The organism is Myxococcus sp. RHSTA-1-4, assembly GCF_020037125.1.
GTDB lineage: Bacteria > Myxococcota > Myxococcia > Myxococcales > Myxococcaceae > Myxococcus.
Genome location: NZ_JAIQDG010000004.1, coordinates 353,648 through 370,184, shown reverse-complemented (window position 1 = coordinate 370,184; position 16,537 = coordinate 353,648). Strand labels below are relative to the sequence as shown.

Below are 16,537 nucleotides of genomic sequence, written 5' to 3'. Positions count from 1 at the left end.
CGCGTGGAGTGGAAGGATGTGGGGGCTCATGGCCGCCCAGTCCGCCCATCGCCCCTCGCCCGAGGAGGAGGCCCCGACGTCCGCCTCCCTGTCGCTGCTGAGCATCCCCGGCGACACCCCCGAGGACGCGGACACCTTCTGGCTGCGCGAGGTGTACCAGGGAGACCGGCTCCCCCAGCTCACCCTGCGCGCCGTGCTGCTGGGCGGCGGCATCGGCGCCATCACCTGTGCCACCAACCTCTATTCGGGGCTGAAGCTGGCCGTGGTCTTCCCCATCGCCATCACCGCCGCGCTGCTCGCGCACACGGCGCACGGGGCCCTGCGCCGCCTCGCGCCGGGTGTCTCGGGCGCGCCGCTGTCTCCGCTGGAGACGTGCTGCGCGCAGGCGGTGGCATCCTCCGCCGGCTACGCCACCGGTGGCGCGCTGGTGTCCGTGCAGGGCGCGTGGCTGTTGACCACCGGCCGCCATCCGCCGGGCTGGGCGTTGCTCGCGTGGACCCTGCTCCTGTCCGCGCTCGGTGTCTTCTTCGCCGTGCCCCTCAAGCGCCGGCTCATCGACCACGAGCAGCTTCCCTTCGCGACCGGCACCGCCGCCGCCGCCACCATCCGCGCCCTGCACACCCCCGGCACCGGGCTCCGCTCGGGCTCGCGCATGCTCGGCCTCGGTGGGCTGGTGGCGGGGCTCGTCACTCTTGCCCGCGAAGGGCTCGGGCGCATTCCGTATCTCTTCCCCTTTCCCGGCTCTCTCGGAGGTCTCCCCCTGGAGCGCCTGGGCTTCGGGCTGGAGACGAGCCTCCTGCCGGTGGGCGGGGGCGCGCTGCTCGGCTTGCGCCTCACCACCTCGTGGATGCTGGGCGCGTTGCTCATCCACGGCCTCGTCGCCCCGCGCGTGTTCGCCGCGGGCCTCGTTCCAGCTGACGGAGACTTCCTCGCGTGGAGCCTCTGGCCCGGTGCCGCGGCGCTGACCACCGCGTCACTGCTGCACTTCGCCCTGGAGGGCCATGTGCTGGGCCGTGCGCTTCGCGGGCTCCGCTCTGGCGGTGCCAGGGCACCTCACGCCGTGGACGCGCTGCAGGTGCCGGGGCGTTGGGTGCTGGCGGGTGTGGCCGTGCTGACGCCCGCGATTCTCGCCGTGGCGCATGCCGGCTTCGGCGTGCCCGTGCCTCACGCGGCGCTCGCGGTGGCACTGTCCTTCGTGCTGTGTCTCATCGCCTGCCGTGTCACCGGCGAGACGGATGCAACCCCCGTGGGGCCCCTCCAGCAGGTGACGCAGCTCACCTTCGGCGCGCTGCTGCCGCGCAACGTCGAGGCCAACCTGGCGACGGCCGGCATCACCGTCAACTCGGCCTCCGCGGCCGCGGACCTGCTCAGCGACCTCAAGACGGGCCACCTGCTGGGGGCCCACCCTCGACGGCTGTTCCTCGCGCAGTTGCTCGGCTGCGTGGTCGGGGCCGCCGCCGTCGTCCCGCTGTTTTTCCTGCTCGTGCCGGACCGCACGGCGCTGGGAGGGGAGCGCTTCCCCGCGCCCGCCGCCGCCATGACCGCGGGCATGGCCCAGGTGCTGTCCACCGGCCTCGGGAGCCTGGAGCCCTCCCACCGCGCCGCGCTGCTGTGGGCGGCGCTGCTCGCCGGTGTCCTCACCCTGGCCGAGCGCCTGCTTCCGGAGCGCGCCCGGCGGTGGGTGCCGTCACCCCTGGGCATGGGCCTGGCCTGCCTGGTGCCGGCCTCCACCGCGCTGGGCTTCTTCCTGGGCGCGCTGGCCGCGGCAGTGGCCCGCCGTGCGCGCCCCTCCGCGGAGGGTGGGGTGGTGACGCTGGCCGCCGGCCTCATCGCTGGAGAGGGACTCGTGGGTGTCGCCATCGTCCTGTCGCAGGCGCTCTGGTAACGTCCACCTCCTCCCATGCGCTGTCCGGTCTGCCACCGCCGCCTCGCCACCGGCGCGGCGTGTCCCGTGCATGGCCAGCGGCCCTCGCCTGGCCTCTCCGTCGAGCCGCTGCCGCTCCCGGATGTCCCAGGGTTGAGCGGCGCGGCCCTGCTGGGCACGGGTGGCTTTTCCCATGTCTTCACCGCGTACCGCGAGGAGGACGGGCGCGAGGTGGCCCTCAAGGTGGGCCTCGGTCCCCACCATGAGCGCTTCGCCCGCGAGGCCGCCGCGCTGCGCCGCGTCGGTCCTCCCACCGCGCCCGAGCTGCTCCGGCACGGCACCGCCCGGGGCCGTCCCTTCCTGGTGCTGGAGAGCCTGCATGGCCAGACGCTCGCCGCGTGGATGGCGGCGCTGCCCGGCACGGGGGCCGCCTCCGTGCCTCGCGTGCGTGAGCTGCTCAGCGGCCTTTGCGCGGCCCTGGAGCGCGTCCACTCCGCCGGGCTGGCCCACCGCGACCTCAAGCCGGAGAACGTCTTCCTGCGCGAGGGTGGCGCGCTCAGCCTCCTCGACTTCGGACTCGCGCGCTTCCTCGACGAGCCCGGAGACGAAGCGGTGACGGATGAAGAGGCTCCAGGCTTCACCCCGGTGGGCCAGCGGCTGGGCACGACGCTCTACATGGCGCCCGAGCAGTGCCTCGATGCCCGCGAGGCCGGCACTGCCGCGGACGTGTATGCGCTCGGCGTCCTCCTCTTCGAGTTGCTCACGGGCGCGCCCCCCTTCACCGGGGGCGCGGAGGAGATCCGCCACGGCCACGTGAGCCTCCGCCCACCGCGTGTCTCGGAGCGCGCCGCCGTGCCCTCCGCGCTCGACGAGGTGCTGCGCCGGTGTCTGGCCAAGTCGCCCACGGAGCGCTTCGCGCGGGCCGCGGACGTGCTCTCCGCCTTCGATGCCGCGTGCCGCGAGGAGGTGTCCGCCGGGGCGCCGGTGCTGACCGTCATCGCTCCGGAGCCCTCGCCCGCGGGCGTGCGGCCCGTGGCGCTGCTCGGCGTCCGCGCCGGGATGGCCGTGGATGCGCTGCTCGCGGCCGTCGAGCCTCACGGAGGAACGCTCGTGCGCGTGAGGGCGGGGGGCTATGTCATCGCCTTCTCCGAGTCGCTCTCCGCCGAGGCGAACCTGCGGGCGGGCGCGCTCGTCGCGCGGAGGTTGCTGGAGGAGGGGAGGGCCTCCACCGTCCTTCACCTCGCCGAGCTGCACGTGTACCCGGGGGCCACCACCACGCGCGTGGCCGGGCTCGCGCTGGAGGCGTCCGGAGACTGGTGGCCCGGCGACCTCGCGGAGGGAGAGGCCCGTGTCACCTCCGCGGCGGCCATGCGGCTGGGCGCGGGAGCAACGGAGTCCGTGGCCGGGGACTCGCGCCTGCGGCTTCATGATGGCGGCGCTTCCTCCTCTTCCTCCGAGGCCCCACCGCTGCTGGGACGCGAGGGCGTGCTGGATGCGCTGGAAGCAGAGGCGGCCCGGTGCCTCGCCGAGGATGTGCCCGGGTTCTGTGTCCTGACGGGCGACGTGGGGCATGGCAAGTCGCGACTGCTGGAGATGCTGGCCACGCGACTGGAGGCGGAGGGGCGGGCCCGCGTGGTTCGGTTGCGCGCCCCTCCTCCGGATTCCGTCATACGGGAGTCGCTGCATGACGCGCTGAGGGGAGCCGCGCCTCCGATTCTTCCTCGGAGACGCCCGGTGCCTGTCGCGGACGTGCGCCATGCCGCCGCGCGCGGCCTCGCCGACTCACTCCACCAGCGTGCCCGGGAGGCCCCCCTGGTGCTGCTGGTGGACGATGGCCACCTCGCGGACCCCACCAGCCTGGACGCGCTGGAGATGGCCACGCTCGCCGGCACGCGGGCGCCGCTCTGGGTCTGCATCGCCGCGCGTCCGGCGCTGCTCGCCCTGCGCCCCCACCTGGGCGAGCGCAGCGCCCGCGTCACGCGCCACGCGCTGCCTCCGCTGCCGCCAGAAGCCAGCCGGGCCCTCCTGCTGCGCCTGCTTCGCCCCGCCGAGCACATCCCCGAGCCGGTGCTCGCGCGGCTGGAGCAGCTTGCCCAGGGAGTGCCCCTGTCGCTGGTGGAACTGGCCGGCGCGCTCCGGGCCGCGGGGGCGCTGCGCGCGTCCCCCGGTGGTGGCTGGTACATCGCCCCGGACGCGCTGCTGGACGTCTCTGTCACCCCCCTCTTCGAGCGCCTCGCCGCGCGCGCCCTCGCCGGACTTCCGGAAGCCCACCGGGAACTGGCGCGGCTGTGCGCGGTGCTCGGCACGGAGGTGGACGTGGTCCGGGTGGACGCGGCGCTGCGGCGCCTCGACTCCCAGTCACCACCGGAGCGCGGTGCCTCGCTGGACGCGGGCGCGGGACTCCATCGGCTCGCCCGCTCGGGGCTGCTGCGCCCGGCGGGGACGGGGCGTTTCGTCTTCCGGCATCCACTGCTGCGTGAGGCGCTCGAGGCCCTGCTGCCCCCGCCGGCGCGCCGGGCCTTGCACGCCGCCGCGCTGCACGCCACGCCCGGCGACGGAGTGGCCGAGCGCCTCCGCCGCGCGCACCACGCCGCCGCCTGTGGCGCCCATGCCGAGGCCTCCGCCACCTTCCTCGCGCTGGCCGAGGAGGCCCGCCGCGCCCACCTCTCCGTGGAGGCGGAGCAGCACTACACGCGCGCGCTCGCGCTGCTGCCGGAGAGTGACGGAGAGCGGAGGTCCCGCGCGCTGGCCGGACGCGGGCGGGTGCGCCACCGCCTCCAGCGTTTCCGCGAGGGACTGGCGGACCTGGCCGCCGCGCGCGCCCTGGCGGAGGCGCGGCGGGACGTGGCGATGCAGGTGGACCTGCTGCTGGAGGAGGCCACCGCGCGCGACTGGATGGAGGACGTGGAGGGCTCCGCCGCGTGCACACGCGAGGCGTTGGAGCGAATCGAGCACCTGGATGACCCGCGCCTGTCCCTGCGCTGTACCCTGGCCCGGGGCCGGCTGCACGTGCGCCAGGGCGAGTGGGGCGCTGCGGCGCGCGTGCTCACCTCGGCGGTGGAGGGCGCGGAGATTGCCCGGGACCACGAGACGCTGGTGGTGTCCGGCGCGCTGCTGGGCTCGGCGCTGATCTTCCTGGACCGGACGGGCGAGGCCGCCTCGCGCTTCGACGAGGCGCTGGTCCGCTGCGAGGAGGCCGGCGATGCGCTGCACCTGTCCGCCACCCTCATCAACCGCGTACTGCTGTGGCTGCGCCTGGGCGACGTGGCGCGGATGGAGGGCGACCTGCGGCGCGCCATGGCCCTGGGCCGCGAGCTGGGCCATGCGCAGGTGGAGCGCTGGTCCACCTTCAACCTCGCCGAGGTGCTCTACATGCAGGGCCGTCTGGAGGAAGCGCTGCCGCTGGCCCGCCGCGTCCATGAGCTGGGCGTCCGCTTCTTCCGCGAGCACCCGGTGCCGGTGGATGCGCTGCTGCTGGCCCGCATCGGCGCGGCGCTGGGCGACCTGGCGGAGGCCGCCCGGCAGCTCCGGTGGATTGAGTCGCATTGCCCCCCGGAGTCCCTGCCGCCCACCGCCGTCATGCGGCGGCTGGTGGAGTTGCAGGTGCGCGAGGCCCAGGAGGGCGGCGCCGCCGCGGACCTCCAGGCCTGGCACGCCCTGGCGGAGGAAGCCGACTCGTGCGCGTCCGCGGACGAGAAGGCGGAGCTCCTCCTCCAGGCCGCCCGGGCGGCGCTCCGGGCGGGACGGGGCCAGGAGGCCCGGGCGTGGCTGGAGCGGGCCGAGCGCGCCGTGGAGGGGGCCCCGCTGTGGCGCCCGCGCCTGGAGTCCCTGAGGGCCTCTCTGTGCGCCGTGTAGCGGAAAACGCCACAACGCCCCGGGGTTGTGACCTTCCGCGCTACACGTCCCCGGGACGAAAGGCCGCGCTTCCCGTGAGCCGGGGTTTTCCAGGGGCTGGCTCGGCATGTGCTTCCCTCGGGGGCATCCCGTCATTTCCGTCCTCGCTGGAGGAAAGCTCCATGGCCATCCGTTCGTGTCGCCCACTGCCGGTCCCGCTGTCCCTGCTGGTACTGGCCCTTTCCGGCTGCGGCAGCGCCATTCACGGAGAGGACGGGCCGGAGCTCACCTCGCGAGAGGCGGAGATTCGCATCGCCAACTCGCTCACCACGCAGGCGCTGGTCCTCAACGCCATCTCCGCCAACCCGGAGTCGAACGAGCTGCTGATGACGACGCCGCTCGCGACGCTCTTCGACCCGGTGACCGGGCATCCCGCGACCCGCCAGCGGCTCCATGACCCGGATGCGCAGAGCTTCATGTACTACCTGGTGGGCTGCGCGCTGCCGGCGGGTGAGAGCCTCAATTGGTACGACCCGCGGCCGCCGACCCCTGGCCCGCGGCAGTGGTTCGGGAAGGCTGGGCTCTGCCCGCAGTGGAAGTACGCGGTGCCCACGGCGGACTGCCTGCAGCGGGTGTCCGCGTGTCTCCTCGCGCGCAACAACGCCCTGGGCCACCGCGTGGAGCTGTCCATGCGCGGGCAGCACCAGTTCACTTCGGGCGGGCCCAACATCTACACGCTGGAGACGAAGACGCGCCCGGCCGACCACGACCCGGTCTCCGCGCTGCCGCTGGCCAGCTTCCAGCCGTGCGGCCTGGGGGAGTCGGGCCCGGAGCGCGACTGCGGCTGGAAGCCGGACGGCATCGGCATCTGCGACGCGAGCGGCACGGCGCTGGTGGGGGCGGGCGCGCCGACCTCCTGCACCGGGGCCGCGCCCACGCTGGGCTCCAGCAGCGGGCAGGTGGTGCTCCGCGTCTGTGACGGCGTCGTCGGCTGCGACCATGTCAGCTCGCGCAACCTGGGCGAGGCGACGGGGAGCTGCTCCGGGGCCTCGCCGGTGCCGGTGGTGTCCTTCACCTGCACGCCGGGGCAATACTTCAGCGTGATGAGCGCGCCGTGGAGCAGCTCGCTCGCCCATCCGTCCGCGACCGTGGAGGTGTCGCCCACCGCCACCGCTCGTTACGCCCTGTCCGAGATGGAGGTGTACGGCGTGCGCGAGGGGGCCTTCTACGGCAACGTATTCGGCCGCAGGCGGAAGGATGGGAGCAACATGGCGCTGGCCGAAGGCGTCAACGTCGACGTGAAGCGGGTGGTGGGGGAGGGACAGGAGACGCTCTACGAGGTGGTGGGGGACGACGTGCACATCACGGGCTCCATCTACACGACGATGTTCTCCTGCTACGACCCGGAGTGGGCGAGCGGGACGGCCTACGCTTCCAGCCGGCTCTGCGCGCTGCCAGACACCGACCCCAGCCTCAGCGCCAACTGCGCCGCGAAGGTGACGGGCCCGTGTTTCGTCTCGCTCGCCCCGCCGTCGCCGGGACAGTGCGGCATCCACGACGGGCCGCTCACGCCGGGGGACGGGGACTACGAGAAGTGCAAGGACCCGTTGGGCAACACCTGGCTGCACCCGGTGACGACCTTCCTCCATTCCGCGTGTGACACGGTGCCAGGGCCGGACGGGAGCGTGCCCCCGTGCCGTCAGAAGTAACCGGGCACGCCGCGAGATTGCATGGCGCCAGGCGGAGAAGAACCTCTCTACGGTGAGGAGCTGGGAGCCGGGGCCCTGGTGGGGCGCTGGGTGGTGGAGCGCGTCCACTACCGAGGACCCGTGTCCACCCTGTACCGCGCGAAGGACCTCCACACCGGCGCGCCCGCGGCGCTGAAGGTGCTGCACCCGCAGCCGGCCACGGCCTCCACCTCGCTGCGCCGCTTCCGCCGCGAGGCGGCCACGCTCCAGCGGCTGAGCCATCCGCACATCGTCGCGGTGCTCGGCCATGGGGAGCTTCCGGACGGCCGGCCCTTCATCTCCATGGAGTGGCTGGAGGGCAGGGACCTGGCGGCGGAGCTGGCCGCGCGGGGGCCCTTCACGGCGGACGAGGCGCTGGAAGTCATCGAGCAGGTGGGCGCCGCGCTCCGGGCCGCGCACGGCGCGGGCGTGGTGCACCGCGACCTGAAGGCGCAGAACGTGGTGCGCCTCTCGAGAGCGGGGGAGTCGCTGCAGGTGAAGCTGGTGGACTTCGGCGTGGCCAAGGGGCTGAAGCCGGACGCGCCGGGGGCCTCCACCCTCACGCACACCGGCATGGCGCTGGGCACGCCGCTGTCCATGGCGCCCGAGCAGATTCGCGGCGAGCCTCCCGATGCGCGCACGGACCTGTACGCGCTGGGCGTGCTCCTGTTCCAACTCGTCACCGGACAGCCGCCCTTCCAGGGCGCCACGCGGCACGAGGTGGAGGAGCAGCACCTGCACGCGCCACCGCCGCGCCCCGGCGAGCGGGCCCCCGTGCCGGCCGCGCTGGACGCGGTGGTGCTCCGTTGTCTGGGCAAGCGGCGTGAGGACCGCTACCCGGATGTGGACGCGCTGCTGGAGGAGCTGCGGGCCGCGGTGCGTGGTGGACGGGCACCGGCCCGGACGGGGCACGCGGTGGCGCTGTACGCGGAGGCCCGGCTCACCGGCGCGCCGGATGCCGCGGCGATGGAACGGCTGGACGCGCTGCTGGAGCGCGCGGGCGAGGTGGCGCGCGAGGCGGGGCTGGAGGTGCGGGTGGAGGGCGGTGGCTGCGTGCTCGCCCTGGCCCCGCTCCCGGAGGACGAGGTCCACGAGCGGGCCGTGCGCGAGCGCGTGCTGTCGGCGGCGCTGGCGTTGGTGGAGGGCGTCTCGGCTCCCACGGAGGCGCCTTCGGTGGCGCTGGCCATCACCGTCCACGTGGACCGCCTTCCCATGGGAGAGGGCGCGGGCGCGGGAGCACTGCTGTGCCTGCCGGACTGGGTGGCCGACTCGCCGGGCTCCGGGCTGGTGGCCACCGAGGCCGCGCTGAAGGAGGTGGAGGCCGTCTTCCTCACGGAGCCGGGAGCGGGGCAGGGCCTCTCGCGCATCACCGGCCGGCGCTGACTTTCGCGCTCACGGCTTGATGCCGTGCCTGCGCAGCAGCCGGTACAGGTGGACGCGGTCCATGCCGGCGGTGACGGCGGCCTGGGCCACCTTGCCCTGGTGCTTCTCCAGCAGCGCGCGCAGGTAGCGGCGCTCGAAGTCGTCCACCACGCGGCGGCGCTGGTCCGCGTAGGGCTGGGACGGGTCCACCTCCGGCGGTCCTCCGGCCAGCACCTCCTCCTCGGAGAGGTCCACGGCCTCTTCGAAAACGAGGCACCGCTCCAGGTAGTTGCGCAGCTCGCGCACGTTGCCCGGCCAGGCCGCGTGCCGCAGCCTCGCGATGAAGTCCGGCGTGCGCAGCGCCCCGGTCCGCTCCCGGTCCGCGCCCAGCGAGTCCAGGATGCCCTCCACCAGCATGGGCAGGTCCTCCGGACGCTGGCGCAGCGGGGGCAGGGGAATGCGCAGCACCGCCAGCCGGAAGAACAGGTCCGAGCGGAACCGGCCCGCATTGACTTCCGCGCGCACGTCGCGATGCGTGGCGGCGATGAGGCGCACGTCCACCGGCTGGTGCGTGTTGCAGCCCACCCGGCGAATCTCCCGGTTCTCCAGCACGCGCAGCAGCTTGGGCTGCAGCTCCGCGGGCAGCTCGCCAATCTCGTCCAGGAAGACGGTGCCGCCCGCCGCCTCCTCGAAGGCGCCCACGCGGCGCTGGAGCGCGCCGGTGAAGGCGCCCTTCTCATGGCCGAACAGCTCGCTCTCCAGCAGGTGGGCGGGAATGGCGCCGCAGTCCACGACGAGGAAGGGTGCGTCGCGCCGGCGGCTGGCCTGGTGGATGGCGAGCGCCGCCTGGCTCTTTCCGGTGCCCGTCTCGCCCTCCAGCAGCACCGTCACGTCGCGCGCCGCGGCGCGCTCCATCATCGCGAAGCACCCGCGCATGGCCACCGAGGCGCCCACCAGCGTGCCGAAGCGCGTGCTCTCCGACAGCGGCAGCCGGTTGCTCTCCGCGCTGAAGTCGAAGCGCAGCACCACGCGCCCCAGCCGCAGCAGGCTGCCGCTGCGCAGCACGCCCTCCACCACCTGCACCCCGTCCACGATGACGCCGTTGAGGCTGTCCAGGTCCTTCACCTGGGGGCCTCGCGGGCCGATGCGCACCTCGCAGTGGAAGCGCGACACCGTGGGGTCCTCGAGCGTGAAGTCGTTGAGCGGATGCGAGCCCACCGAGCACGTGTCCGCGGTGGACTCCCACTGCGCTCCCGCTCCCGGGCCCTCCACCACGGTGAGCCGGAAGCGGCGCACCGTGGACGCGTCATAGGCCCGGCGCCCGTGTTCATACGGCAGCGTCACGTGGAGTGCTTCGTCCCCGCCCTCATCGGAGTCGCTCGTCCAGGGAGCCTCGCCCTTCGCGTCGGGCGAGGTGGGGGGGACCCGGGGCCGATCCAGTGGAGACATGGATTTGAAGGTATCACGGCCCCTGACCCTCCGGACCGTCAGGGCGCGTGCACGACGAGCTCGACTTCGGGATGCTCGGCGGAGGGCCCGTCCAGCAGCGGCGTGGGGCGCGCGCGCAGGTGCTTGTCGAAGAAGGCACGCACGTAGGTATTCACCAGGGTGAACACGCGCGGCCCCTCGATGGTGCCCAGACCGAAGCCCTCGGGGGTGGCCGTTGGCGCGTAGTGCCGGATGAGGGGCATGGCGAGGACCACGTCGCTATAGGAGATGTGCCCCGTCCCGTGGATGCTCGCGTTGTACCCCGTGGCGCGGAGCTGCTGGAAGAAGCGCGCACGGCTGGGGTCCGCCGAGGTTCCGTCGCTGTTCATCAGCAGGAAGGGCGCGTGGACCTCGGCCTCGAGGTTGCCGAAGAACGTCCCATCCATGTTGAGGCCCGCCTTGACGCGCGCATCCGTGCGGCAGGCCTCTCCCGCGGTCGAGCCCCCGAACGAGTGGCCGAACATCCCCACCCGGCTGAGGTCGAGCCTGCCGGTGAAGCGCCCCGCCGGGTCCGCCGCGTCGAGCTTCGCGAGCTGGTCGAGCACGAACCGCGCATCCGCCGTCCAGAGGGCCTGGACGCGCGTGTTCAGGGCCGTGTCGGTGGGGGACAGCTGGATGAGCTCGTCGACCACCCGTCCGTCCGGGAACACCAGAGGCGCGCCGCTCCGGGTGTGGGAGATGGCCGCCACCACGTAGCCGTGGCTGGCCAGCTCCTCCGCGGCTCCGCTGTAGAACGCTGTCGGCATGCCGTAGCCGTGGGAGAAGAGCAGGACCGGGAAGCGCTCATCGCCCTCGGGCAGGGCGGCGTCGCGCACCGAGTGGGTGAACACGAAGCCGAAGAACGCGGGGGGCAGGCCCGAGCTCCCGGCGGCGAGCTCGCCCTCGCGCCAGGTGAGGAAATAGGGGGCGGGCTGGGCCTGGGGCCGGGCCCGCGCGGGGTACCAGAGACGCACCTTCAGCTCGCGCTTGTCCCCAAGCGCCTCGGTGAGTGTCTCCTCGCGCTGCTCATCGGTCCACGCGTCCTCGAACGTGCCCACCGCATGGGAACCCGTGGGAGGCGGGAGGCGCGCCACGGGGTGGGCGGCGTCATGGGCCGCGTCCCGTGCGATGACGTCGGCGCCGCTGCGTGTCCTCGCACGGAAGAGGACCTGGGTGGTCTCCGGCGCCAGGACTCCCGCGTCCTTCAAGGCCGGCACGGAGAATCGCAGGATGGCGTCTACCTCGCCGTCGCCATCCACGTCCCGCGCGGTGCCGGCCTCCAGGGCGCGCACCTCCGCTTTCGCCTCCGGGTCCGACAGCGTCGCGCTTTCGGGGTCGAGGTCGCTGATGTCGAGGGTTCCACCGCCGAGCACCGCGACCTCGATGTGTCCCGTGCCCGAGAGGTCGATGGCGTTGGGGTACACCCCGGGGAGGACATCCAGCGTCGCGTGATGGGCGGTGGGGACGGGAGGCGTCGGCCGCGGGTCTTCATCCTCCCCGTCGCAGCCCGGCCCCACCAGGAGGCTGAAGGAGAGCGCGAGCGCGGCTCCGGCACCTTCCAGCGGACGGCGCCATGAGCGGTGAGGGGAGGAGTCCTGCGAAGGGTGCGGTAAGGGCATGTGCCTTCTTCCTGGCGGCGGGGCCGCCTGGTCCGCCGGAAGGTGGTTGGAGCCGGCGGACGCGGAAGGAACACCGATGCCCTCGGGATGTGTCACCGGCACCAGACCGGGAGTGCGGTGTGACACGGCCGCGGCCCTGGAGCGGGCCGCTCGCGAGGTGTGGGGGGGCTGACCTCAGAGGACGACGAGCAGGCCCAGAGAGGCCGTGGGGTACACGGGCTTCAGGCGCAGGTCTCCGGCCTGGACCTCCAGGTTGCGCACGTCCGTGAAGGTGAAGCCCGGGCCGACGCGCGCGGACAGGCCCACGCGCCCGGCGCCCGGCCGCCACATGAGGCCCGCGGCGGGCTCCAGGAAGGCCGCCGTCGTGGCCGCCTCGGAGGGGCCCTTGCCGGAGCGCGTGACGAACTCCTCGAAGCCCGCCGTCAGCCCCACGAAGGGACGCAGCGTCCCGTTGGCGAAGGAGCCCAGCGTGTAGCGGGCGTCCGCGCCCACCGCGTAGTTCAGCTTGATTTCGCTGCCGCCCACGCCCTCGAAGCGCGTCTTCGCGCCAAGGGAGTTGCCCCACTGGCCGGCGCGCCCCATCAGGCCGAAGGAGAACGGCCCCTCCATCGACGGGGCGATGTCCAGACGGACGCCGTACATGGACGCGTCCAGGGCGGGCGGCGACACCTCCAGGAGGACCGCGCCCCTCCGCTCCCTCTCCTGCGGGGGGACCGGGCCCGCGGCCTCGTCGGCCAGGGCGGGGGACGCCATCAGGGGAACCGCCAGAAGGACCGCCTTCGACACACTCACGGCATTCAGGGACGGGACGCGCATCGCTTGTCTCCAGGTTTTAGTCGTTCGACTAAATTAGCTACACGACTAACTAAGACTGATGACGCGTGCTGTCAAGCGGCTCGGCCGGCGGCTCGGCCACTTGCGGGCCTACATCGCCCGACGTATGGACACTGAATGGCTCGTCCACGCAGCGGCACGAAGGCCTCCGCCACTCCACCGGAACCCGATGCCCGGGCGCGGCTCATCACCGCGGGCATCCGGGTGCTCGCCGAGCGCGGCTACGACGCGACGACGGTGAAGGAGGTGGCGCGCGAGGCCGGGGTGAATCAGGGCCTGGTGCACTACTACTTCGGCAGCAAGGACGCGCTGCTGCTGGCGGTGGCCCAGGAGGCACGGCTGCAGTACATGACCGAGCTGAAGAAGCTGCGTGAGGAGACGCCGCTGGAGAAGCTCGCCGCCGCGAGCTTCGCGTGGGGGGAGCAGCTCCTGAAGGAGACGCCGGAGCAGTTCCGCGTGCGCTACGAGCTGTTCGCCATCGGGCTGCACAACAAGGAGCTGAAGCCCGCGGTGGCGGAGTCCCTGCGCTGCGTGGACGAGGAGGTGGCGCTGACGGTGGCGCGCATCCGTCACGGAGAGGACGCCCCGCCCGAGCCGATAGACCAGCACTACGCCGCCATCATGAAGGCGTGCATCGACGGGCTCTCGCTGCACCACCTGCTGGATGATTCGTTCGACCCCGCGCCCGTGTACCGGCTGCTGAGCCGCATCGTCCTCGCGAGCCTGGAGCTCCTCCCGGAGGGGAAGAAGCCCCCGGCGCGCAAGGCGAAGGCCCAGGCACGGCGGGGGAAGGTGGCTGTGCCGCGCGGTGGGGTGTCACGAAGGGGAAGGGGACAGCGGCGGCGCTGACAGTTGCCTCGTACCCGGCCAGAGGACGCATCCCCCTGAGAGCCGGGCATCCGGCCAGGGGCCGGGCCCCGCGGCCGGGCCATGCGGAGGCACACGCCCTACCGTTGCTGGGAAAGCGCTGGAGGTGCGCCGTGCCCAATCCCCATTCCGTGCTCAGCAGTCCCACCCTGCTCGCCCGTCACATCATCGAGTACGGCGCGCTGGAGGAGGAGCGGCCCGAGGAGGTCACCGCCATTCCGCAGGCCCTCGTCTCACCGGCTCCGGTGAGCCTGAAGCTCCAGTGGCCCTCGGGGTTGGCGCCCCAGCCCCTGCCGCGCGACGAGCCCCCGTCTCCCGGCCAGCGTCTGCCCGAGGCGGACTACCTGGTCATCACCTGGACGGTGGCCGAGGTCGAGGCCCTGGCGGACACCTTGACACCGGGCATCCAGCGCACCGCCTGGTATCCCTACGCCCGCCGCTTCGACAAGCACTACCGGCCCTTCATCCGCCGGGGCGCTCCCTCCCTGCGGGTGCAGCGCCTGGGGAGCTGGTTCCTCACGCGCATTGGCGGCGCGAAGGTGCTGTGCTTCAAGTCGGAGCTGCACCTCAACCAGGACGGCATCCGCACGGGCGAGGGCACCGCGACGCTGCCGGTGAAGGACCTGTTCCACCAGCTCATTAGCGAGGTGAAGCCCCGCATGGTGCTCACCGTGGGCACCGCCGGCGCCACCTTCGCGGACCACGAGCTGGGGGATGTCATCATCACCCGCGCCGCGCGGTTCCGCCTCTCCCAGGAGTTCCGAAACGAATCCTTCAACGGGAAGACCTACCGCTGCGACTTCCCCGTCTCCACCCGGTACTTCGACGACGCCTACCAGATGATGAAGACCCACGTGGGCAAGCTGCGCGAGCCGGACTTCGGCCCGCCCACCAAGAGCTACGCCTTCACCGGGCCGCTCATCGCCGGGCCCGGCCACATGCCGGACTTCAAGTTGGATGGGCGCGACATGCCCGCCTTCCACCCCATCCTCACGACGGACTTCTTCGAGTTCGGCACCTCGCGCAACGGGCTCGACGCCATCGGCGCGGGCGTGGAGATGGGTGACGCCGTGCTGGGCCTGGTCGCCGAGGAGCTGGAGGACACGGCACCGCAATGGCTCGTCATCCGCAATGCGTCCGACCCTCAAATCAATGGAGACCTGCCCAGCTCACCGCGGCAGACCAACATGCAGGCACACTGGGCCGTCTGGTATTACGAAACCTACGGCTACTGGACGAGCGTCAACAGCGCCCTCGCCACCTGGGCCGTCATCGCCGGTCACGACAGCGGCATCGTGTGAGCGGGACGTGCATGGATGGGCGGCCGCGGAGCCGCTGTGCTGGGCGGTGAAACTCGGCTTCGAGGGAGCCGTGTCGGGCCGAGGCGCCCTGAGCTACGGGGCGTCGTCTCCCGAGTGCTCCGCGGGACTCGAGGTGGGAGGGCGCGCCGGTGGAAAGACGGGGCCGTAACATTCACCCTTGTACACGTAATAGCCCTCGTCGCAGTTCTTCAAGCTCAGGGCCACCTTCACCCAGCAGCCTCCATGGATGACCGTGTGCGCTCTGTGAGGACAGCGGCCGGCGGCATCGGGTCGCGATTGTCCTGGGAGGGGCCTGGGAGGCAGGTCCACGGCGATGGTCGACCATGCGGAAGGGGGTCGAGTGAGAGGCATTGGCGCCGTCAGAACGGCGTCTCCGACCGCCACGGTGCCGCCATCCTGTGTGTCCTCGGGCGCTGACGCGTGGAGCTGTTCCGCATCCCCGCCGGGGCGTGCGCTCAGCATCCATCCGGTTCCAAACGCCACGGCTCCGCTCAGGCTGGCCGCCGTGAGCCAGGACCGCCGGGGCCGTCCGGACGCCCGAGGCATGGCGTGTTGGGGGCTGACGCGCATCGCCTCGGGCTGGAATTCCTCGCGGGCGAAGAGAGGCACATCCGCCTCCGCCCCTGCTTCCCGTGCGGCCTGCTCAAGCGCCTCGGCGAGCTCGCGGGCGCTGCCACGTGCCTCGGGGCGCACGGAGAGCATCCGGGACACGAGCTCGCTCAGCTCCGCGCAGCAGCGGGCGTTGACGGCGCGAGGAGGCCGAGGGCCCGGGCCCTCCAGGCTCCAGATATGGGACTCCTCGTCCATGGGCGCCGTGGTGGGAGGGTACTCGTCGGTCACCAGCCGGTAGGCGGTCATGCCTAGCGCGAAGACGTCATCGGCCGGCTCGGGCGCGTAGGGTGGGGTCGCCGCATGGAAGGGGAGCTTCACGGAGCGCCAGGCCTCCGGCGAGCGGTAGGGAGGCGTGCCGGGCGGAAAGGGCGGCGAGGTGAGAGTGGCGGCGCCCAGGAAGTGTCCGGAGCCGAAGTCGGTGAGGAAGACGTGGTCGTCGGCTGCGCGCACGAGGACGTTGTCACCCTTGACGTCTCTGTGGACGCCGCGCGCGGAATGGGTGGCCGCCAGGGCCCGTGCGAGGCAGGAGAGCGCGTGGAGCACCTGGCGGGAGGAGGGTCGCCGCACGCGCGCCCATTCATACAAGGACGCGCCCTCGACCCACTCCATTGCGAGGAAGGGGTAGGGGATGCCGACGGGAGACACCCAGCCGCCATGGTCCACGAGGCGAGGGACGCAAGGGTGGCGGATGCGGGAGAGCAACTCGACTTCACGAGCGAAGCGCGCATCTGCCGGGTGGAGAGCGAGCTTGAGAGCCACGGGCCCGTGGTGGATGCCCTCCATGCCGAAGGCGCGGTAGACGGCGCCGTAGGCACCCCAGCCGCGCCGCTCCATCACGTACCAGGGGCCCACTCTGGTGCCTCTGGGGAGACATGCCGGATTCAGGTGGACAGGCTGCATGGAGAGTCCCGCGAGGAAGGAGGGGAGCGCCGTGCTCGCCGCGAGCCTACTCGTAGCATTGGCGCCTGTCAGCGCAATCCCCAGAGTGGGGCACCAGCAGCGCCTCCCCGCGGAGTTCTTCAATCCGTC

The 16,537-nt window shown here is 72.7% G+C and carries 10 protein-coding genes; 6 read left to right on the top strand and 4 right to left on the bottom strand.

The window, feature by feature from the left end; translation table 11 throughout:
- Positions 1-28: 28 nt before the first annotated feature.
- The 4 genes from K8638_RS09130 (at position 29) to K8638_RS09115 (ending at position 8,808) form a co-directional block, all read left to right on the top strand.
- Positions 29-1,885 carry an OPT family oligopeptide transporter gene (locus tag K8638_RS09130; RefSeq protein WP_223754050.1) on the top strand — a complete coding sequence of 619 codons (1,857 nt, stop codon included), beginning with the start codon at positions 29-31 and terminating at the stop codon, positions 1,883-1,885.
- A gap of 15 nt (positions 1,886-1,900) precedes the next feature.
- Positions 1,901-5,719: a serine/threonine-protein kinase gene (locus tag K8638_RS09125; RefSeq protein WP_223754049.1), complete on the top strand. Its 3,819-nt coding sequence runs from the start codon at positions 1,901-1,903 to the stop codon at positions 5,717-5,719.
- Between the two features lie 161 nt (positions 5,720-5,880).
- Complete coding sequence (locus K8638_RS09120) at positions 5,881-7,407, top strand: hypothetical protein (protein WP_223754048.1); 1,527 nt, start codon at positions 5,881-5,883, stop codon at positions 7,405-7,407.
- Between the two features lie 21 nt (positions 7,408-7,428).
- Positions 7,429-8,808 (top strand): serine/threonine-protein kinase, encoded by a 1,380-nt coding sequence (locus tag K8638_RS09115; RefSeq protein ID WP_223754047.1) that lies wholly within the window; start codon positions 7,429-7,431, stop codon positions 8,806-8,808.
- Between the two features lie 9 nt (positions 8,809-8,817).
- On the opposite strand, the gene K8638_RS09110 is transcribed toward K8638_RS09115, so the two are convergent.
- The 3 genes from K8638_RS09110 to K8638_RS09100 all read right to left on the bottom strand — a co-directional run bounded on the left by K8638_RS09110 (position 8,818) and on the right by K8638_RS09100 (position 12,626).
- Positions 8,818-10,236, bottom strand: a complete 1,419-nt coding sequence (locus K8638_RS09110; protein ID WP_223754046.1) for a sigma 54-interacting transcriptional regulator — start codon at positions 10,234-10,236, stop codon at positions 8,818-8,820.
- A 38-nt stretch (positions 10,237-10,274) separates the two neighbouring features.
- On the bottom strand, positions 10,275-11,873 hold the full coding sequence (locus tag K8638_RS09105; RefSeq protein WP_223754045.1) for a hypothetical protein: 1,599 nt from the start codon (positions 11,871-11,873) through the stop codon (positions 10,275-10,277).
- Positions 11,874-12,047: 174 nt separating this feature from the next.
- Positions 12,048-12,626, bottom strand: coding sequence for a hypothetical protein (locus K8638_RS09100; protein WP_223754044.1), 579 nt, complete (start codon positions 12,624-12,626; stop codon positions 12,048-12,050).
- A 198-nt stretch (positions 12,627-12,824) separates the two neighbouring features.
- Here K8638_RS09100 and K8638_RS09095 point away from each other — a divergent pair, with 198 nt between their 5' ends.
- Positions 12,825-13,556 (top strand): TetR/AcrR family transcriptional regulator, encoded by a 732-nt coding sequence (locus K8638_RS09095; protein WP_223754043.1) that lies wholly within the window; start codon positions 12,825-12,827, stop codon positions 13,554-13,556.
- Positions 13,557-13,687: 131 nt separating this feature from the next.
- Positions 13,688-14,875, top strand: coding sequence for a hypothetical protein (locus K8638_RS09090; RefSeq protein WP_223754042.1), 1,188 nt, complete (start codon positions 13,688-13,690; stop codon positions 14,873-14,875).
- Positions 14,876-14,968: 93 nt separating this feature from the next.
- On the opposite strand, the gene K8638_RS09085 is transcribed toward K8638_RS09090, so the two are convergent.
- Positions 14,969-16,360 (bottom strand): serine/threonine protein kinase, encoded by a 1,392-nt coding sequence (locus K8638_RS09085; RefSeq protein WP_370643937.1) that lies wholly within the window; start codon positions 16,358-16,360, stop codon positions 14,969-14,971.
- Positions 16,361-16,537 lie beyond the last annotated feature (177 nt).